Origin of the sequence: Serratia sp. (in: enterobacteria) (assembly GCF_051654945.1) — a bacterium.
GTDB lineage: Bacteria > Pseudomonadota > Gammaproteobacteria > Enterobacterales > Enterobacteriaceae > Chania.
Window position 1 is genome coordinate 16,403 of the sequence record NZ_JBOFZA010000038.1, and the last position, 19,241, is coordinate 35,643.

At 56.2% G+C, this 19,241-nt stretch carries 14 protein-coding genes; 9 read left to right on the forward strand and 5 right to left on the reverse strand.

What is annotated here, in order from left to right:
* The first annotated feature begins 72 nt into the window (after nucleotides 1–72).
* From argE to ACRDCA_RS04735, 3 genes are all read left to right on the forward strand, one after another.
* A complete protein-coding gene (argE, locus tag ACRDCA_RS04725; protein ID WP_438688508.1) occupies nucleotides 73–1,218 on the forward strand; it encodes an acetylornithine deacetylase in 1,146 nt (381 codons plus the stop codon).
* Nucleotides 1,219–1,533: 315 nt separating this feature from the next.
* Nucleotides 1,534–4,170: a phosphoenolpyruvate carboxylase gene (gene ppc / locus ACRDCA_RS04730; protein WP_025121396.1), complete on the forward strand. Its 2,637-nt coding sequence runs from the start codon at nucleotides 1,534–1,536 to the stop codon at nucleotides 4,168–4,170.
* A gap of 413 nt (nucleotides 4,171–4,583) precedes the next feature.
* Nucleotides 4,584–5,051: a MarR family winged helix-turn-helix transcriptional regulator gene (locus ACRDCA_RS04735; protein ID WP_438688509.1), complete on the forward strand. Its 468-nt coding sequence runs from the start codon at nucleotides 4,584–4,586 to the stop codon at nucleotides 5,049–5,051.
* A 135-nt stretch (nucleotides 5,052–5,186) separates the two neighbouring features.
* Here the strand turns inward: ACRDCA_RS04735 and ACRDCA_RS04740 are convergent, their stop codons facing one another.
* Nucleotides 5,187–6,104: a DMT family transporter gene (locus ACRDCA_RS04740; protein WP_438688510.1), complete on the reverse strand. Its 918-nt coding sequence runs from the start codon at nucleotides 6,102–6,104 to the stop codon at nucleotides 5,187–5,189.
* 236 nt (nucleotides 6,105–6,340) lie between these two features.
* Here ACRDCA_RS04740 and dcuC point away from each other — a divergent pair, with 236 nt between their 5' ends.
* From dcuC to rihC, 4 genes are read left to right on the forward strand one after another with little or no spacing between them, the layout of a single operon-like run.
* A complete protein-coding gene (gene dcuC, locus ACRDCA_RS04745) occupies nucleotides 6,341–7,711 on the forward strand; it encodes a C4-dicarboxylate transporter DcuC (RefSeq protein WP_438688511.1) in 1,371 nt (456 codons plus the stop codon).
* A gap of 10 nt (nucleotides 7,712–7,721) precedes the next feature.
* Nucleotides 7,722–8,999 carry an amidohydrolase gene (locus tag ACRDCA_RS04750; RefSeq protein ID WP_438688512.1) on the forward strand — a complete coding sequence of 426 codons (1,278 nt, stop codon included), beginning with the start codon at nucleotides 7,722–7,724 and terminating at the stop codon, nucleotides 8,997–8,999.
* 16 nt (nucleotides 9,000–9,015) lie between these two features.
* On the forward strand, nucleotides 9,016–10,053 hold the full coding sequence (locus ACRDCA_RS04755; RefSeq protein ID WP_438688513.1) for a type II asparaginase: 1,038 nt from the start codon (nucleotides 9,016–9,018) through the stop codon (nucleotides 10,051–10,053).
* A 20-nt stretch (nucleotides 10,054–10,073) separates the two neighbouring features.
* The gene (rihC, locus tag ACRDCA_RS04760) at nucleotides 10,074–11,009 is read left to right on the forward strand and encodes a ribonucleoside hydrolase RihC (protein WP_438688514.1); all 936 of its coding nucleotides are present in this window, start codon (nucleotides 10,074–10,076) and stop codon (nucleotides 11,007–11,009) included.
* Nucleotides 11,010–11,045: 36 nt separating this feature from the next.
* Here rihC and metF read toward each other — a convergent pair whose 3' ends face one another.
* The 3 genes from metF to metB all read right to left on the reverse strand — a co-directional run bounded on the left by metF (nucleotide 11,046) and on the right by metB (nucleotide 15,759).
* Nucleotides 11,046–11,945: a methylenetetrahydrofolate reductase gene (gene metF, locus ACRDCA_RS04765; protein WP_438688515.1), complete on the reverse strand. Its 900-nt coding sequence runs from the start codon at nucleotides 11,943–11,945 to the stop codon at nucleotides 11,046–11,048.
* 214 nt (nucleotides 11,946–12,159) lie between these two features.
* Nucleotides 12,160–14,595, reverse strand: coding sequence for a bifunctional aspartate kinase/homoserine dehydrogenase II (locus ACRDCA_RS04770; protein ID WP_438688516.1), 2,436 nt, complete (start codon nucleotides 14,593–14,595; stop codon nucleotides 12,160–12,162).
* Between the two features lie 3 nt (nucleotides 14,596–14,598).
* On the reverse strand, nucleotides 14,599–15,759 hold the full coding sequence (metB, locus tag ACRDCA_RS04775; RefSeq protein WP_438688517.1) for a cystathionine gamma-synthase: 1,161 nt from the start codon (nucleotides 15,757–15,759) through the stop codon (nucleotides 14,599–14,601).
* A 316-nt stretch (nucleotides 15,760–16,075) separates the two neighbouring features.
* On the opposite strand from metB, the gene metJ reads away from it, so the two are divergent.
* Nucleotides 16,076–16,393 (forward strand): met regulon transcriptional regulator MetJ, encoded by a 318-nt coding sequence (metJ, locus tag ACRDCA_RS04780; protein ID WP_006317756.1) that lies wholly within the window; start codon nucleotides 16,076–16,078, stop codon nucleotides 16,391–16,393.
* A gap of 73 nt (nucleotides 16,394–16,466) precedes the next feature.
* On the opposite strand, the gene rpmE is transcribed toward metJ, so the two are convergent.
* Complete coding sequence (gene rpmE, locus ACRDCA_RS04785; RefSeq protein WP_024482871.1) at nucleotides 16,467–16,682, reverse strand: 50S ribosomal protein L31; 216 nt, start codon at nucleotides 16,680–16,682, stop codon at nucleotides 16,467–16,469.
* A gap of 199 nt (nucleotides 16,683–16,881) precedes the next feature.
* Between rpmE and priA the strand changes: the two genes are divergently transcribed.
* On the forward strand, nucleotides 16,882–19,077 hold the full coding sequence (gene priA, locus ACRDCA_RS04790; protein ID WP_438688518.1) for a primosomal protein N': 2,196 nt from the start codon (nucleotides 16,882–16,884) through the stop codon (nucleotides 19,075–19,077).
* The last annotated feature ends 164 nt before the right edge of the window (nucleotides 19,078–19,241 follow it).

Below are 19,241 nucleotides of genomic sequence, written 5' to 3' on the forward strand. Positions count from 1 at the left end.
TTACTGTATTTTTATTCAAAATAAATGCATGAATATTGATACTATCCTAACCAAAGGCTGTCAACAGTGAAGATGAAATTACCTCCATTTATTGAGCTGTACCGGGCGTTGATCGCCACTCCGTCGATCAGTGCCACCGATGGCGCCCTCGATCAGAGTAATGAAGCATTAATCAACTTGCTGGCCGGCTGGTTTAGCGATTTAGGCTTCCGGGTCGACGTACAGCCCGTGCCGGACACCCGCCACAAATTCAACCTGCTGGCCAGCCTTGGCGAAGGCAGCGGTGGCCTGCTGCTGGCGGGTCATACCGATACGGTGCCTTACGATCAGGGGCGCTGGACACGAGATCCCTTTACCCTGACCGAACACGACAACAAGCTTTACGGGTTGGGCACCGCCGACATGAAGGGCTTCTTCGCCTTTATTCTGGATGCCGTGCGCGATATCGATGCCAGCAAACTGACCAAGCCACTGTACATTCTGGCCACCGCCGATGAAGAAACGACGATGGCCGGCGCACGTTATTTCGCCGCCTCCAGCAAAATCCGCCCGGACTTTGCCATCATCGGCGAGCCAACCTCATTGCAACCGGTGCGCGCGCATAAAGGCCACATCTCCAGTGCGATCCGCATCGTCGGCCAGTCGGGCCATTCGAGCGATCCGGCCCGGGGCGTCAATGCCATCGATCTGATGCATGACTCCATCGGCCACCTGATGACATTGCGCAAAACGTTGCAAGAACGCTACAACAACCCGGCGTTCGCAGTGCCATATCCAACCATGAACTTTGGCCATATCAGCGGCGGCGATGCGGCCAACCGTATCTGTGCCTGCTGTGAACTGCATATGGATATCCGCCCACTGCCGGGCATGACGCTGGATAACATCAACGAACTCCTGCACGAAGCGCTGGCACCGGTGAGCGAACGTTGGCCGGGTCGTTTGACGATCGATGAGCTGCACCCGCCGATCCCGGGTTACGAATGCCCAACCGACCATCACATGGTGGCGGTGATTGAAAAGCTGCTGGGTTCACGCACCGAAGTGGTCAACTACTGTACCGAAGCACCGTTTGTACAGGAAGTGTGCCCAACGCTGGTACTTGGCCCAGGTTCGATCAATCAGGCACACCAACCTGATGAGTATCTGGACACCGCGTTTATCGAACCGACGCGCAAGCTGCTGGGCCAGTTGGTCGACCATTTCTGCCAGCAATAAACCTTAGAAACAACCGGGGAATGGGTTACCATTCCCTACCCCTTAAGACGTAGAAATTTAAGCCGATAAGCCAGACTGATAACCGGCGGCGCGTAATTAAATTTCAGAAAATACGCCGAATTTGATGTTTTTTTGCTAAAAATAGTGTCAATTGAAGGTTGGACAGGCACGTGATCGGATAAAACCGGCGGTCTTCGCCAGCACGTGAAATTTACTTACAAGATGAAAAATCACGTACTCGTCGTGTTCAGGTAGTGGTGAAAAATACCGCTATCGGGGGACGATAAGTATGCAAAGAACTGGGTCAGGGATTATATGAACGAACAATATTCGGCAATGCGAAGTAATGTCAGTATGCTCGGCAAACTGCTAGGCGATACCATTAAAGAAGCGCTGGGCGAGCATATTCTCGATCGCGTTGAAACTATCCGTAAGCTTTCCAAATCCTCACGTGCCGGTAACGAGGCGCATCGTCAGGAGCTGCTGTCTACGCTGCAGAACCTGTCCAACGATGAGTTGCTGCCCGTTGCCCGTGCCTTCAGCCAATTCCTCAACCTGACCAACGTTGCCGAGCAATATCATAGTATCTCGCCACACGGCGAAGCGGCCAGCAACCCGGAAGCCCTGGCGCAACTGTTCACCAGGTTGAAAGACAACAAACTCGACAACAAACAGCTGCAAAAAGCGGTGGACGAACTCTCCATCGAGCTGGTTCTGACCGCGCACCCAACGGAAATTACCCGCCGCACCCTGATCCATAAGCTGGTTGAGGTGAATACCTGCCTGAGCCAGTTGGACCATAACGATCTGGCGGACTACGAGCGCAATAAAATCATGCGCCGCCTGCGCCAACTGGTCGCGCAATCCTGGCATACCGATGAGATCCGCAAAAATCGCCCATCACCGGTCGACGAAGCCAAGTGGGGCTTTGCCGTGGTGGAAAACAGCCTGTGGGAAGGCGTACCGGCCTTCCTGCGCGAGTTCAACGAACAGTTGGAAAACTCCATCGATTACCGCCTGCCGGTGGAAGCCGTGCCAATCCGTTTTACCTCCTGGATGGGCGGCGATCGCGACGGCAACCCGAACGTCACCGCCGAAATCACCCGTCACGTACTGTTGCTGAGCCGCTGGAAAGCCTGCGACCTGTTCACCCGTGATATTCAGGTGCTGGTTTCCGAACTGTCGATGACCGAATGTACCCCGGAGCTGCGCGAACTGGCTGGCGGTGACGAAGTACAGGAACCTTATCGCGAGCTGATGAAGCAACTTCGCAGCCAACTGATGAGCTCCCAGGCCTATCTTGAAGGCCGCCTGAAAGGCGAGCGCGTGCTGCGCCCACACGACCTGCTGGAAAATAACGAGCAGCTGTGGGAACCGCTGTACGCCTGTTATCAATCTTTAGTGGCCTGTGGCATGAGCATTATCGCCAACGGCCAACTGCTGGACACCCTGCGCCGCGTACGCTGCTTTGGCGTACCGCTGGTACGCATCGACGTGCGTCAGGAAAGCACCCGCCATACCGAAGCCATTGCCGAACTGACCCGCTATCTGGGGCTGGGAGACTACGAAAGCTGGTCAGAAGCCGACAAACAGGCGTTCCTGATCCGCGAACTGAACTCCAAGCGTCCGCTGGTGCCACTGAAGTGGGAACCCAGCGCGGAAACTCAGGAAGTGCTGGAAACCTGCCAGGTCATTGCCGAAGCGCCGCAAGGTTCGATCGCCGCTTACGTCATTTCCATGGCCCGTACACCGTCCGACGTCTTGGCCGTGCACCTGCTGTTGAAAGAGACCGGTTGTCCATTCGCTCTACCGGTGGCTCCACTGTTCGAAACCCTGGACGACCTGAACAATGCCGAAGACGTGATGACCCAGTTACTGAACATCGACTGGTATCGCGGCTTTATCCAGGGCAAACAGATGGTGATGATTGGCTATTCCGACTCGGCGAAAGATGCTGGCGTAATGGCCGCCTCCTGGGCGCAATATCGTGCTCAAGATGCGCTGATCAAAACCTGTGAGAAGGCCGGGGTCGCGCTGACGCTGTTCCATGGCCGTGGCGGTTCGATTGGCCGTGGCGGCGCACCAGCACATGCAGCGCTGCTGTCACAACCACCAGGCAGCCTGAAAGGTGGTCTGCGCGTGACCGAACAGGGCGAGATGATCCGCTTCAAATTCGGCCTGCCAGAAGTCACCATCAGCAGCCTGGCGCTGTACGCCGGTGCAGTGTTGGAAGCCAACCTGCTGCCACCGCCGGAGCCGAAGCCTGAATGGCGCACGCTGATGGATGAGCTGTCCGAGACCTCGTGCAATATGTATCGCGGCTACGTGCGCGAAAACCCAGAGTTTGTGCCTTACTTCCGCGCGGCTACGCCAGAGCAGGAACTGGGTAAATTGCCATTGGGTTCACGCCCGGCCAAACGTCGCCCGAACGGTGGTGTTGAAAGCCTGCGTGCCATTCCGTGGATCTTCGCCTGGACGCAGAACCGCCTGATGCTGCCAGCCTGGCTGGGTGCCGGTGCAGGCCTGCAAGAGGCCGTGAAGGCAGGTAAACAGGATCAGTTGGAAGCCATGTGCCACAACTGGCCGTTCTTCTCTACCCGTATCGCGATGCTGGAGATGGTGTTTGCCAAAGCCGACCTGTGGCTGGCGGAATACTATGACCAGCGTCTGGTGGACAAGTCCCTGTGGCCGCTGGGCAAGCAGCTGCGTGAACAGTTGGAGAACGATATCAAAGTCGTGCTGACCATCGCCAACGACGATCACCTGATGGCAGACCTGCCGTGGATCGCCGAATCCATCGCGTTGCGCAACGTCTACACCGACCCGCTCAACGTGTTGCAGGCCGAGCTGCTGCACCGTTCGCGCCAGCAGGAACAACCCGATGCTCGAGTTGAACAAGCACTGATGGTCACCATCGCTGGTGTGGCTGCCGGGATGCGCAACACCGGTTAATATTGCCTCATCATTTGCTGCAAGCACCGATGCGATCGGCGTCGGTGCTTATTCTCTCCTCGGCTGTCCCCGTTCACAATCTGCGGATTTTTGTCCCAGCCGTCACTCTCGGCGGGCTATCAATGCTATTATTGCTGACACTCATTTGAGTCCAGGCTCCGTTTGGCCGCATCTTTTGCCTTGGTTATACCCTATGGATTTCAAGTTGCAGCTAGGCGACAAGCTTACCCATCCCCAGGAGCTTACTATTGTAAGTGACTGGGGTGGGTAAGTGCAGGTAACAACGCTGCAGCTTGAAAGACGACGGGTATACGCGTTGAATTCAGTCAGGAAGAGATTAATAGATGGGCGATAAAACCAATATCACTGAAACAGATTTCGTTGATCGTTTAATCCAGGAATGGTTAGACACGGTGCCTAGTTTAGATTTGTCTGGTCTGCCGGTGATCGCCAGGATCGTGCGCATGAGCCACTATATCTCGCAGTTTGTCGATGCCAACTTCGCACGCTATAACCTGACGATTGGTGAATTCGAAGTGCTGGCCGCCCTGGCCCGCAACCCCGACCGCCAGCTTTCCCCCAAAGATCTGCAAGAGAAAATCCTGATTTCTTCCGGTGGCTTATCCAACCGGATTAATCGCCTGGAAAAAAAACAGTATATCGTTCGCATGCCCGATCCTTCGGACCGGCGTGGCGTGATCGTCAAGATCACGCCGGCAGGCCGCAAATTAACTCTGGAAACGGTGGAAACCCACGTGGCGATCGAAAAAGCCCTGATCCAGGGGCTGGGCGAAGAAGATCAACAACAGCTGGCGCAGCTGCTGAAAAAATTGATCCTCTCGCAAAAATCGCAGCTGAACGAAAAAAGCCAATCCGCCTAACGAATCGTCCCTCTCCCAAAGGGCGAGGGAGCTAGCCGGAGCACTTGATTAGTCCGTGCAGCTTCTTAAGTCATTGAAATATCAACAAACTCGGTCGGTCCCCTCTCCTGGGGGTTAGGGTGAGGGCGTCGGCGTTTATTGTTCGGAGGCTCTCTCACCGCGTAGTACCAACCACAACCCGGCCAAAATCAGGCATAACCCGCCAAAGGCCAGCATGCTGATCGGCTCTCTGGCCACCATAATCGCCAGCGCAAAGGCCACGATCGGTTCAAATAGCCCCAAGGCAACGCAGGTAGCTGCACTCATATGTTTCAGCGCCAGGGTAAACAGCAGGTAGGCGATCCCCGTAGTACAAATCCCCAGATAGGCGACGATCAGCCAGGTTGGCAGGGTCAGAGACGGCGTCCCCGCCATCCCCCAGGCAACCGGTACGGCAATCAGCATGGCGATGGCAAAGGTGTGTTTGGTGATGGTCAACGGTGATGCAATGGCCACCAGCCGCTTGCTGAGCAAGGTATACAGCGCATAGCAAAAGCCGGCCCCCAAACAGGTCATCAATCCGACCGGATTAATGACCCACGAAGCCGATTGCGAAAGCACCATCCAAATCCCACCACTGGTGGCGCACAGCACGCCCCCCCACCATAATCCGCTCGGAGACTTTCTTAACCAGACGGCTTCCAATAAACCAGCCCAGATTGGCGCGCTGCCAATCGTCGTGGCTGTCCCTACTGCGATCCCGGTGGCTTTTACCCCGGCAAAGAAGGCCAGGTTATACAACCCCATACACACCCCTGCCCCCACCACCAATCCCCAATACAAATGGCGTTGCGTCGCGAGCTGCTGCCCTTCAGGGTTGATGGTCCCGGCATTTCTGGCCTGACGGTAAGTAAACAGCAGTTGAAAGAACAGGCAGGCCAGTACCAGCCTCAGCGCCCCGAGCCAATAAGGCGACGCCGAGCCGGGAGCCAGGCTTTGTGCCGTTCCCACCGTGCCCCACAAGAAAGCAGCAGATAATGTTAACAAAACGCCAATTAAAGAGAATTTTTTCATACTGGTGGCTTATCCGTAGGCAAAACATCCATAGAGAATTTATCTTCACGTTAAGATACTTTAATTGCATAGTAAATACCCATTTCACCACCCCGTAGGGAATTCGCAATAAATGCAATTAAGATCAAAATTACCGGCACTATTCGTTGCAGGTGATAAACAAAGATCTTACCTTCTTGAAAGTATCTTCACAGAAAGATATTTATTATGAAGATTGATGCTGACAGGGGAAGCAAATGGACATAGCACTAGTAATCAGCTTGGCAGTGCTCGTGGTGGCCGGTTACGCCATTGCCAAGAACTACGACACCAAACTGGTGTTGTTTAGCTCAGGGATCGTACTCATGTTGGCGGCAGCCACCTTGGGCTTGCCGATTTTGAGTGCCGGCGCGGGAACGGGCACCGTCTGGCTGGATCCGTTAAAACAAATCGAGTTGGATTTCGTGAAGCAGTTCAGTCGGGCAGGTATCATCATCATGGTGCTGTTCGGCTTTTCCGCTTATATGTCGCACATTGGCGCAAACGATGTCGCAGTTAAAATCATGTCTAAGCCCATCGCCAAGATCCGCTCCCCCTATATTCTGGTGCCGATCGTGTTCTGGATAGGGTCACTGCTGTCATTGATTATTCCCAGCGCGGCCTCCCTCGCCGTGATTTTAATGGCCACGCTGTATCCTATTCTGCGCGTGGCAAATATGTCCTCGCTCAGCGCCGCTGGGGTGATTGCCACCACCGCCACCATCGTACCTACGCCGCTGGGTGGTGATAACGTGGTCGCAGCCAAAATCCTCGGCTTCGAGCACGTGGTGGACTACGTCACTATGCACCATGCCGTTATCTCATTACCGGTACTGGTGATTATCGGCATCGCGCACTATTTCTGGCAAAAGTACATGGATAAGCGCCAGGGCGCGGCCGCATTTACCGACGTTGATGAAAGTAAGTTAACCACCAATAGTCAGCTCCCTCCGGCCTACTACGCCCTGTTCCCGCTGATCCCGTTATTCCTGATCGTGTTATTTGGCCTGTTCTTCCGCCAGATCAAAATCGGCCTGGTGGAAATCACCCTGTTCTCATTTGCCCTGGCCTTTATTGTGGAGCTGATCCGTAAAGGTGATCTGCGCGAGCAAATGAAAAACTCGTCGCTGTTCTTTACCGGCATGGGGCAAGGCTTTTCACAGGTAGTGGTGTTGATCGTTGCCGCCAGCACACTGGTGGCCGGCTTGACCGCCATCGGCGCCATCAGCACCGTGGCCTCGGTGGTGAAAGAGGTCAACAACGCCGGGATCGGCCTGATGTTTATCTTCTCCGGCCTGACCGCGCTGATCACGCTGATTAGCGGCAGCGGTAACGCGGTGTTCTACTCCTTTATCGAGCTTATTCCTTCGATAGCCAACCAGGCTCATGTCGACCCGGTGATGATTGCCCTGCCGATGCAGCTGACCTCGAACCTGATCCGGGCAATATCGCCAGTTTCTGCGGTGGTGATCATCGTAGCATCGGTGGTCAAAGTCAGCCCGATTGAGGTGGTCAAAAGAACATCGGTGCCGTTGTTGGTCGGGTTTGTCGCCACCCTGATTTTCACGCTGATCCGCTATTCGTTCTGAGGAGTTGAAGATGAAAACTATCGATCCCCGCACCCTGATTAACTGGCGGCGTCAATTTCACGCCTATCCTGAAACCGGCTGGACCGAATTTGCCACCACCACCCGCGTTATCCAAACGTTGGAGGCAATGGGGCATCAGGTGTTGACCGGTACCCAGGTGATCAACCCCGACTTCGTCCGTGGTTATGATCCGCAGGCGGTAAAAAAAGCGCAGGCCGCAGCCAGAACTGCGGGCATTGATGAAGCCATCCTGCAAAGATTGGGGGATTACACCGGCTGCGCCGCGATTTTCGAGACCGGCAGGCCCGGCCCGGTGGTAGCACTGCGCTTTGAGCTGGACTGCGTCAACGTGCAGGAGTCTGCCTGTGCGTCGCATACGCCACAGCAGGAAAATTTCGCCTCCAGCCAACCCGGTTTTATGCACGCCTGCGGCCACGACGGCCACATGGCTATCGGGCTTGGCGTGGCGCAATGGCTGATGGAACATCGCGACAGCCTGTGTGGCAGCGTAAAACTGCTGTTCCAACCGGCGGAAGAAGGTGTGCGTGGTGCGCGCCCAATGGCCGAAAGCGGCATTCTGGACGATGTGGACTTTTTTGCCTGTGGCCACCTGGGCTGTGATATCCCCAGCAACACCATCGTCGCCGCCCCAGAGAAATTCCTCTCGACGCTGAAGATCGACATGAGTTTTCAAGGCAAAGCCGCCCATGCCGGTATGGAGCCTCATCTGGGGAAAAATGCCCTGGCGGCGGCCTGCCACACCACGCTGCAACTCCTGAGTCTGCCGACACACGGCGAAGGCATGACGCGCGTTAACGTCGGGGTGTTACGCGGCGGCGAAGGGCGCAACGTCATCCCTAGCCACGCGCAAATGCAGGTTGAAGTGCGGGGCGAGAACGAAAAAATCAATAACTTCATGTATGAAGAAGCGATGCGCCGCGCCCAAGGGGCCGCGCTCAGCTTTGACGTCCAGCTCGACACCCAAATCATGGGGGAAGCAGTCAACTTCGTGCCCGATGATGAAATGACGGAACTGGTTATGGCTATCGCCAGGGACATCCCCTCGGTGCAGCACGTGCAGCGCAGCATGAATTTTAACGGCAGCGATGACGCCACCGTGCTCATCAAGCGGGTACAGTCTCATGGCGGCAAGGCGGCCTATTTTGTGATTGGCTCCGATCTGAAGGCAGGCCATCACCAGTCCGAGTTTGATATCGACGAAGACCAGCTGTTCACCGGCTATACCCTTTTCACCCAGTTGCTCACACGTCTGTTGCAGCCAGCCTAACCTAAGGAGAGAGAACATGAATAAATCGATACTGGCCGCCCTGCTGACCAGCGCACTGCTCTTGCCAGTGGCTGCGCAGGCTGGCAAACCTCAGGTGACCATCCTGGCAACCGGCGGCACCATTGCAGGCAGTTCGGCTTCCAAGACAGATACCACCGACTATAAAGCTGGCTCTGTCGGCATCGATACCCTGATCGCCGCCGTACCTGAAATGGCCCAGGTCGCGGAGGTTAAAGGCGAGCAAATTTCCAATACCATCAGCGGTGACGTCAACGATCAGGTGCTGCTTACCCTGAGCAAACGGGTCAATCAGCTGTTGAACCAGCAGGGACAGCAGGGCGTCGTCATCACGCATGGCACCGATACGCTGGAAGAAACTGCCTTCTTCCTGGATTTAACCGTCAACAGCAAGCAACCGGTAGTGATGGTTGGATCGATGCGCCCGGCAACGGCCATCAGCGCGGACGGCCCGATGAACCTGCTGGAAGCGGTGACGTTAGCCACGGCCAAGCAGGCAGAAAACCGGGGCACGTTGGTGGTATTAAATGACCGCATCGGCTCCGCCTTCTATACCAGCAAAACCAACTCCACCACGCTAGACACCTTTAAGGCCACGGAACCCGGCTATTTGGGGCTATTCGTCAGCGGGCAACCCAAGTTCTATTACACCGCCGCCCAGCCGATCGATAAGACATTTTTTGACGTCAGTAAACTGACCAGCCTGCCGAAGGTGGAGATACTCTATTCCTACCAGGCTCAGGACACCGCCATGCTCGACGCGGCCCTGAAGAACGGCGCCAAAGGCATTATCATCGCCGGTAACGGCAACGGTAACGTCTCCTCCACTATGGAGACCGCCATCGGCGCACTGCATAAGCAAGGTATCCCGGTAGTGATGTCCACGCGAACCGGTACCGGCTATGTCAGCACCAAATCATTCGCCATCGGCTCAGGCTTCCTGAATCCGCAGAAGTCTCGAGTTCTACTGCAATTAGCCCTGGCGAGTGGCGCAGACCTGCCGCAGATCGCCACTTACTTTGACCATCAGCGCTAACGCCTGATATGGGAGATATTATGTCCTCAAGCCATTCACCGATTGCCATGATCCTGGATACCGATCCCGGCATTGACGACGCGGTCGCGCTGGTTGCCGCGCTGTTCCATCCCAAAATCGACCTGCGCCTGGTGAGCACGGTGGCGGGTAACGTCAGCGTGGATAAAACCACCAACAACGCGCTGCGTCTGCTGCATTTCCTGGGCGCATCAACGCCCGTAGCTCGCGGGGCGGCGGCTCCGCTGGTACGTAGCCTGGAGGATGCCAGCCATATTCACGGCCACTCAGGGCTGGATGGGTACGCGTTCGAGGAGCCGACACAGCAGATCGTTGACGGCCATGCCGTTGAAGTGATCCGGGATTTGCTGCTGGCCAGCAAGGAACCGCTGGTCCTGGTGCCGATTGGCCCATTAACCAACATTGCCTTGTTGCTCACGCTCTACCCGGAATGTAAGCCGTCTATCGAGCGGATCGTCATGATGGGAGGTTCTGCCGGGCGGGGTAACCATACGCCAAACGCAGAGTTTAATATCTACGTCGATCCCGAGGCCGCCAGCGTGGTGTTTGCCAGCGGTATCCCGATTGTGATGTGTGGTCTGGACGTTACCAACCGGGCCACGCTCACCGCAGAGATGATCGCCAGTTTACCGACGCTGAACCGTACCGGGGCCATGCTGCATAGCCTGTTCCAACACTATCGGGGGGGCAGTATGAGCCGTGGGCTGAAAATGCATGATTTGTGCGCCCTGGCCTATCTGGCAAAACCGCAGTTATTTACCACTCAGGCCTGCCATGTGGCAGTAGAAACGCAAGGGGAACTGACCAGGGGAACGACCTGCGTCGATCTTGCCAATCGTCTGAAACTGCCGGCCAATGCCGAAGTCTGTCTGGAAATCGATGTCGAAGGGTTCCGGCAGTGGTTCCTGGAAATGCTGACGCACCCCGCCGTACCTTGATGATGGTGCGGTTGCCGCAACGGCAACCGCCATCTATCAGCCTGCGATCACAGCAGGGCGCACGCCCAGGGTATGGCAGATGGCGTAACTCATTTCTGCACGGTTGAGCGTATAGAAGTGGAAATCCTTGACCCCTTCGCGGCTCAGGATCTTCACCATATCCATGGCGATATTGGCACCGACCATCTTGCGGGTTTCCGCATCGTCATCCAGCCCGGCAAACATGCTGGTCATCCAGCTTGGCACCCGCACGTTGGTCATGGTGGCAAAGCGCTGGAGCTGCTTGAAGTTGGACACCGGCAGAATCCCCGGGACGATTTCTACGTCGATGCCAGCGGTCACACAGCGGTCGCGGAAACGCAGATAGCTTTCTACGTCGAAGAAGAACTGGGTGATGGCACGGTTGGCACCGGCATCGATTTTACGTTTCAGGTTGATCAGGTCTGCCTGGGCGCTTTTGGCTTCCGGATGCACTTCCGGGTAGGCCGCGACGGAAATATCAAAATCGCCGACGTCTTTAAGCAACGTGACCAGATCGGTCGCATACATATCCGGCTTGCCACCGCCTGGCGGTAAATCACCACGCAGCGCGACGATATGGCGTATGCCGCTGTTCCAGTAATCGGTCGCGATATCACGCAGCTGCGCCGGGCTGGCATCAATACAGGTCAGGTGAGGAGCCGCATCCAGGCCGGTTTTCTCTTTGATGCCCTTGATGATGCTGTGAGTGCGATCGCGCTCACCCGAGTTGGCACCATAGGTCACAGAAACAAACTTGGGTTTGAGGCTGCTCAGGCGATCGATCGACTGCCACAAGGTGTCTTCCATCTCGCTGGTACGCGGCGGGAAGAACTCGAACGACACGTTAATCTGGCCGTTTAACTCTGCCAGACTCTGATTCAGCGCTTCCCGCTGGTTTGCGTGATAAAAACTCATACCCTGTCCGCCTCTTATCGATCACTGTTGTGCTTTGTTATAATAAGCGTCTATACGTTTAGACGTCTAGATAGAAAATGCCGGATGTTGCCTGAAGAGTCAACAGGAAAGTGAGGGGGATACGATGATTAATCCTCACGCAGGATGAGAGAATTTCATGTTCATGGATTGAGCGGGGGCAGCGCAGCGCCACCCCCGTGGCTAAAGCGAGGATTTAAAGCAGTTGTGCCAAGCGGTTAAGGTCAGACTGGATGGCACCGGCAGTGACGTCGCGCCCGGCCCCTGGCCCACGGATCACCAGCGGGTTGTCACGATACCAGCGGCTTTCAATGGCAAACACGTTGTCACAAGGCAACAGCGAAGCCAGCGGATGTTCCGGCCGCACGGCCTCTACGCCAACACGCGCTTTGCCATTGGCGTCAAAACGCGCCACGTGGCGCAGCACCAGGCCCATTTCGCTGGCCGCTTCGTAACGCTGTAGCATTTGCTGGTTCAAGGCATCACCATTCTCGAAGAACTGATCGATTGAGCCCTGTTCCGCCCCCGCAGGCACCAGCGATTCGACACGTACCTGATTAGGTTCAATGTCATAACCCGCCTCACGCGCCAGGATCACCAGCTTACGCATCACGTCTTGCCCTGACAGGTCAACACGCGGATCCGGTTCCGTCAGCCCTTGTTGCCAGGCCTGATCCACCAGCTCGGTGAACGGCACCGTGCCGTCAAACTGTAGGAACAGCCAGGACAACGTGCCAGAGAAGATACCGCTGATCGCCAGGATGCTGTCCCCGCTGTCACGCAGATCGCGCACGGTATGGTTAACCGGTAACCCGGCCCCTACGGTGGCATTATACAGCCAGTGGCGGCCCGTTTTGGCAAACGCATCGCGGATCTGCCGGTAGTTGGCACTGGACGAGGCCCCCGCCAGCTTATTGGCGCTGATCACATGGAAGCCATAGCTGGCAAAGTCCAGATACTGCTCCGCCAACTCTTCACTGGCAGTGACGTCGAGCACCACCAGATCGTCGAACGGATGCGCCCGCATCCACAGGAACAGCGACTCTTCATCAAGTTCCTGCGCTTCATCTTCAAAGAACGCCAGCGCCCGGCTGGCATCCAGCCCGTCGTAATTGAGCAGGCTACGGCGGCTGTCTACCACTCCTGCCAGGCTAAACTCAAAGCCGCTACGCGCAGAGATGTTCTTCTGTTCACGAGCAAACAGCTCCAGCCAACGCGAGCCGATATTGCCTTTGCCAAACAGCACCAGCCCAATACGCTTTTCCGCGCGGAACAGAGTTTGGTGCAAGCCCTGAATCAACAGGCCGGTTGGCCCCTGACGCAGCACGGCAACCAGGCTGATGCCATCCTCGGCCTGCCAGATAAACTCGACCGGCTGATCCTGCAACTGCTGATAGAAGCGATGGCTGTGCAGCGGGTTCTTGCACACGCCAGCCCCCACCAACGCGACCAGCGCTAATCCTTCACGCAATTGCAGCTCACCAGGCAAGCTGGCCTCCTGCAAAATGCGCAGTACGCTGCCCACCACTTCCGAGGTGTAGCACAGCTGGATCAGGTTACGGTCAGGATGAATACCTACGGCCAACGGTTTGATCTGCGCGCGCTTGAGCACCAGATCCAACTCTTTTTGCGCCAGCTTGAAGTCATGTTGCGGCGCAACGCTGAGTTCGATCAGGCAGACATCATCGTGGCTGGTGACAATCTTGGCACCGGTACCGGAAGCCAACACGCGCTCAATGCGTGTAGACCCCTGCTCCGGCTGGTAGCTGCAACGCAGTTGCAGATCGATATCGCTGCCAGACACTGGCTGCAAAGTACGGGTATGCAGTACCGGGGCTGCCAAACGAGCCAGTTCGCTGGCTTCGTCCAGGCGCAGCAGCGGCAGCAGGCAGGCATCTTTCACTTTACGTGGGTCGGCACTGTAAACCCCGGCAACGTCGCTCCAGATGGTCACCCGCTCCACACCGGCCAACGCGCCAACCTGCGTGGCAGAATAGTCACTGCCGTTGCGCCCCAACAGCACGGTTTCACCGCTGTCGTTACGTGAAATAAAGCCGGTCACTACCAGGCGCTTACCCGGATGCTGTGCCAGCAGTTGCTGCAATAACGGATAGGAACGGCCTTCGTCCACCTGCGGCTGAGCCGCACGCTCGGCACGCAGGAAGTCGCGCGCGTCCAGCCATGCCGCCTGCATGTCCTGCTTGTTCAGCACCGCAGCCATCAGGCGGGCTGACCAGATCTCACCGTGCCCGACCACTTCGGCATACACCGCATCATCAACCTTGCCATCCAGCAGGATCGCCAGACGTTCAAGATCGTGGATAAATTCGGCAATCAGCGGTTCCGCCGTTTCAGCAGGCAATAACCCGCCGATCAGTTCACTGTGGTATCGGCGCAGCGTTTGCTGCACCTGATGCGCGGAAAGACGATCGCTCTGGCTGAGCTTCAGCCAGCTAATCAGTTGGTTGGTGGTGCTACCCGCCGCCGACACCACCATCATGTCACCCGGCTGGCTGTATTCGGCCATGATCCCGGCCACCCGCAGATAACACTTCACATCTGCCAGGCTGCTGCCGCCAAATTTGTGCAGTTGACGCCCGCTCACCGGCCCTGCTACCGCAATTGCATTCATGACTTACCTCGTAGCCGCCGCCTGGAAGGCTTGTTCCAGATCGGCAATCAAATCTTCGCTATCTTCAATACCCACGGAAACACGCAGCAGGCTTTCGGAAATCCCCGCTGCGGCACGCGCTTCTGGCGCCATACCGGCGTGAGTCATGGTTGCCGCATGTGAGATCAGGCTTTCTACACCGCCCAGGGATTCCGCCAGCGTAAACAGCTCCAGAGCAGACAGGAAACGGCGCAGCAGCGCTTCATCCCCGTCCAGTTCAAAGCTGAGCATGGCACCGAACCCACGTTGCTGGCGACACGCAATCTCATGGCCAGGGTTTTCTGGCAAGGAAGGATGATACAGCTTTTTGACCAAGGGTTGCTGCTGTAAATAGCCGACAATCGCCTCGGCATTATGTTGTGCAGCCTTGATACGCGGCGACAGGGTACGCATCCCTCGCAATAACAAATAGCTATCGAATGCCGCACCGGTGACGCCAATATTGTTGGCCCACCAGGCCAGTTCGACCGCCAGATCTTTATCTTTGGCGATCACCGCGCCGGCGACCACGTCGGAGTGACCGTTGAGGTATTTGGTACAGGAGTGCACCACCAGATCGGCACCCAGCTCGATCGGTTGTTGCAGCGCCGGGCTGAGGAAGGTGTTATCCACCACGGTCAACGCACCTACTTCGTGAGCCGCTTTACAGATGGCCGCAATATCCACCACGCGTAATAGCGGGTTGCTTGGGCTTTCGATCAGCACCAATTTAGGCTGTTGTGCCAATGCCTCACGCAAGGCGGTTTCATTCCCTTGATCGACAAACAGCACCCGATACGCACCACGTTTGCTCAGGCTATCGAACAGGCGGTAGCTGCCACCGTAGCAGTCATGAGGGGCTACCAGCAGATCGCCCGGCTTGAGAAATACCGTGGTCACCAGATGGATCGCCGACATCCCGCTCCCGGTCATTACCGCGCCCGCACCGCCTTCCAGCTCCGCCAACGCACGTTGCACGACATCACGCGTCGGGTTACCACGGCGTGAGTAATCATGAGCTCGCGGCTGATTGAAATCGGTAAAGTTATAGGTGCTGGAAAGGTGGATCGGCGGGACGACACAGCCGTACTGTTCGTCATCATTCAGACCGCTACGTACGGCAATGGTGGCTGGTTTACGCGTCATAGGGTGGCTCGGCTCTCGGAAGTGGGGGAATGAGGCCTAAAGATTAACCGCAGCGGATATAGACGTCAATACATCTGGACATCTAAACTTCTTTGCGTATAGATTGAGCAAAGGGACAATACCCGCTAAAATTATGGCAGTTTGTGATGACGGTGCGATGTTAACCCAAAATGCATAGGCAAAGCCTATTAAACGACCAGAATCAGTGACGCTCATCGCGCAAAACAGACATTTATTTAGTGAGCACAGCGAAGATCGGGCATAATCGGCCGGTTTTTAGAATTTTGTATTTTTTCAGATAATTTTAAGGTGTCCCATGGCTGAGTGGAACGGCGAGTATGTCAGCCCTTACGCTGAACACGGTAAAAAGAGCGAGCAAGTCAAAAAAATCACGGTATCCATTCCGCTGAAGGTGCTGAAAATCCTGACGGATGAACGCACTCGTCGCCAGGTGAACAACCTGCGCCACGCCACCAACAGCGAACTGCTGTGTGAAGCATTCCTGCACGCCTTTACCGGCCAGCCGCTGCCGAACGATGAAGACCTGCGCAAAGAACGCAGCGACGAAATCCCGGAAGCCGCGAAAGTACTGATGAGAGAATTGGGTGTCGACCCTGATACCTGGGAATATTGATCCTGCCTGCACCCGAAGGCAGAAACGAAAAAAGGCGCCCAAAGGCGCCTTTTTCATCTGACGAAAAGAAAACTTATTTCTTAACGCCTGGTACGCTGAAACGCTTGTTGAAGCGGTCAACGCGGCCACCGGTAGCAACATCACGCTGCTTGCCAGTGTAGAACGGGTGACATTCGCCACACACGTCCAGGTTCAGATCGTGACCCACGGTAGAGCGGATTTTGATCACGTTACCGCAAGAGCAGTTTGCAGTAACTTCGTCGTATTTAGGGTGAATACCTTTTTTCATGGGAAAACCTCAGTTAAGGCCGTGTCGCTATCCAGCCCTGTTCCGCCAGACACCACACGTGGTTGATAATAGGTTTTGATATGGAATTATACCAAAGGCGGCAAATTATACAGAATAAAATGTAGCACGCAATCGGATCCGTACATTTGCCAGCCTACCGTGTAAACTAGCCAACACTTTTTGCCACCTGGAAAGCCACATGCCCGTTGTACACGTTGCTCTACCGGTTCCCCTTGCCCGTACCTTCGATTATCTGCTGCCCGCAGGCCTGCAGCCGGTCATCGGCGCGCGCGTCAGTGTGCCCTGGGGAAAGCAACGGGCGATAGGTATCATCACCGGCAGCAGTGAGAGCAGTGAACTGCCGCTGGAAAGGCTCAAGCCCATCGACAGCCTGCTGGATAACGACTCGTTATTCACCCCCAGCCTGTGGCGCATCCTGCTGTGGGCCAGCGAATACTACCATTACCCGATCGGTGAAGTGCTGTTCCACGCCTTGCCTATCCTGCTACGCCAGGGCAAACCCGCAGAGGCCGCTCCTCTATGGCAATGGTTCGCGACCGAACAAGGGCGCGCGACCCCACCGGAAAGCCTCAAGCGAGCGCCAAAACAGCAACAGGCGCTGGCGGCACTGCTGCAACGCCCGGTGTATCGCCATCAGGTCAGCGAATTGGAGCTGACGGAAAGCGCGCTACAGGCGCTGCGTGCCAAAGGCTTGATCGATCTGCGCTCACAAACGGTAGCCACACAGGATTGGCGGCCGGGTTTTGCCGTACTCGGTGAACGGCTGCGCCTCAATACCGAACAGGCTACCGCCGTTGGCGCCATTCGCAGTGAAGACGACCAGTTTGCTGCCTGGCTGTTGGCCGGGGTCACCGGCTCTGGCAAAACCGAAGTTTATCTCAGCGTGCTGGAAAACATTCTGGCGAAAGGCAAGCAGGCACTGGTGCTGGTACCGGAAATCGGCCTGACTCCCCAGACCATCGCCCGCTTTCGCGAACGCTTCAACGCACCGGTAGAAGTCCTGCACTCCGGCCTGAACGACAGCGAGCGGCTGGCCGTTTGGCTGCGTGCGCGCAGTGGTGAAGCCGCCATTGTGATCGGCACCCGCTCGGCGCTGTTCACCCCCTTCTCGCGCCTTGGGGTGATCATCATCGACGAAGAACACGACAGCTCCTATAAACAGCAAGAGGGCTGGCGCTATCACGCTCGCGATCTGGCAGTGTTCCGCGCTCACGCCGAAAACATCCCGCTGGTGATGGGCTCGGCGACACCAGCGCTGGAAACGCTGCACAACGTGCAATTAGGCAAATACCGTCAGCTCAAACTGACCCAGCGGGCGGGTAACGCCAAACCGGCCAACCAGCACCTGATCGATTTGAAAGGTCTGCCACTGAAAGTCGGGCTTTCTCAGCCCCTGCTGAAAAGCATGCAGTACCATCTGAAGAACGGCAATCAGGTGATCCTGTTCCTGAACCGGCGTGGCTATGCTCCCGCGCTGTTATGCCACGAATGTGGCTGGATCGCCGAATGCCAGCGCTGCGACCATTACTATACGTTCCACCAGCATCAGCGCCAGCTACGCTGCCACCACTGCGACAGCCAACGCCCAGTGCCCCACCAGTGTCCGCAATGCGGGACGACCAACCTGGTGTCCGTCGGCGTCGGCACCGAACAGTTGGAAAACGAGCTGGCTCCCCTGTTCCCGGAAACCGCCATTACCCGTATCGATCGCGATACCACCAGCCGCAAAGGGTCACTGGAACAGCATCTGGCCGATATTCACCGTGGCGACCCCAGGATCCTGATCGGCACACAAATGCTCGCCAAAGGCCACCACTTCCCGGATGTTACCTTGGTGGCGTTGCTCGACGTGGACGGCGCACTCTTCTCTGCCGATTTCCGTTCTGCTGAGCGTTTCGCCCAGCTCTATACCCAGGTTTCTGGCCGCGCCGGGCGGGCGGGCAAGCAGGGCGAGGTGCTGCTGCAAACCCATCACCCAGAACATCCGTTACTGCAAATTCTGCTGCAACAGGGTTACGACGCCTTTGCCAAGCAAACCCTGGCCGAGCGTAACAGCGTCTTTCTGCCGCCGTATACCAGCCACATCATCGTGCGTTCGGAAGATCACGACAATCAGCAGGCACCGCTGTTCTTACAGCAATTACGCAATCTGTTGGAGGCCAGCCCGCTAAAAGATGATTCGCTGTGGGTGATGGGTCCGGTACCGGCCCTGCAACCCAAACGCGGGGGGCGTTTCCGCTGGCAACTGCTGTTGCAGCACCCGTCCAGAAAACTGTTGCAGCATCTGATAAAAAGCACGTTGCCGTTGATTGGCACCCTGCCACAATCCCGTAAAGTGAAATGGACGCTAGACGTTGATCCTATTGATAGCTGAGTAAGAAAAATCTTAATCACGCTGATAAAAGCAAACGTTTACACCACAATTTGCGATCGAACACGAAAAAGCCTTCCTACGTCACACTTTTCATGCAAATTAGGTAACAAAAGCGGCACGTAATCTGTTTAGAATGTTGGTGAAGGCATTTTTTCAGCCAGGCA

Excerpts from the sequence above, each read along its gene's own strand:
- argE (WP_438688508.1), top strand. The coding sequence starts at position 73 with ATGAAATTACCTCCATTTATTGAGCTGTACCGGGCGTTGATCGCCACT.
- ppc (WP_025121396.1), top strand. The coding sequence starts at position 1,534 with ATGAACGAACAATATTCGGCAATGCGAAGTAATGTCAGTATGCTCGGC.
- ACRDCA_RS04740 (WP_438688510.1), bottom strand. The coding sequence starts at position 6,104 with ATGAAAAAATTCTCTTTAATTGGCGTTTTGTTAACATTATCTGCTGCT.
- dcuC (WP_438688511.1), top strand. The coding sequence starts at position 6,341 with ATGGACATAGCACTAGTAATCAGCTTGGCAGTGCTCGTGGTGGCCGGT.
- ACRDCA_RS04750 (WP_438688512.1), top strand. The coding sequence starts at position 7,722 with ATGAAAACTATCGATCCCCGCACCCTGATTAACTGGCGGCGTCAATTT.
- ACRDCA_RS04755 (WP_438688513.1), top strand. The coding sequence starts at position 9,016 with ATGAATAAATCGATACTGGCCGCCCTGCTGACCAGCGCACTGCTCTTG.
- rihC (WP_438688514.1), top strand. The coding sequence starts at position 10,074 with ATGTCCTCAAGCCATTCACCGATTGCCATGATCCTGGATACCGATCCC.
- metF (WP_438688515.1), bottom strand. The coding sequence starts at position 11,945 with ATGAGTTTTTATCACGCAAACCAGCGGGAAGCGCTGAATCAGAGTCTG.
- ACRDCA_RS04770 (WP_438688516.1), bottom strand. The coding sequence starts at position 14,595 with ATGAATGCAATTGCGGTAGCAGGGCCGGTGAGCGGGCGTCAACTGCAC.
- metB (WP_438688517.1), bottom strand. The coding sequence starts at position 15,759 with ATGACGCGTAAACCAGCCACCATTGCCGTACGTAGCGGTCTGAATGAT.
- metJ (WP_006317756.1), top strand. The coding sequence starts at position 16,076 with ATGGCTGAGTGGAACGGCGAGTATGTCAGCCCTTACGCTGAACACGGT.
- rpmE (WP_024482871.1), bottom strand. The coding sequence starts at position 16,682 with ATGAAAAAAGGTATTCACCCTAAATACGACGAAGTTACTGCAAACTGC.
- priA (WP_438688518.1), top strand. The coding sequence starts at position 16,882 with ATGCCCGTTGTACACGTTGCTCTACCGGTTCCCCTTGCCCGTACCTTC.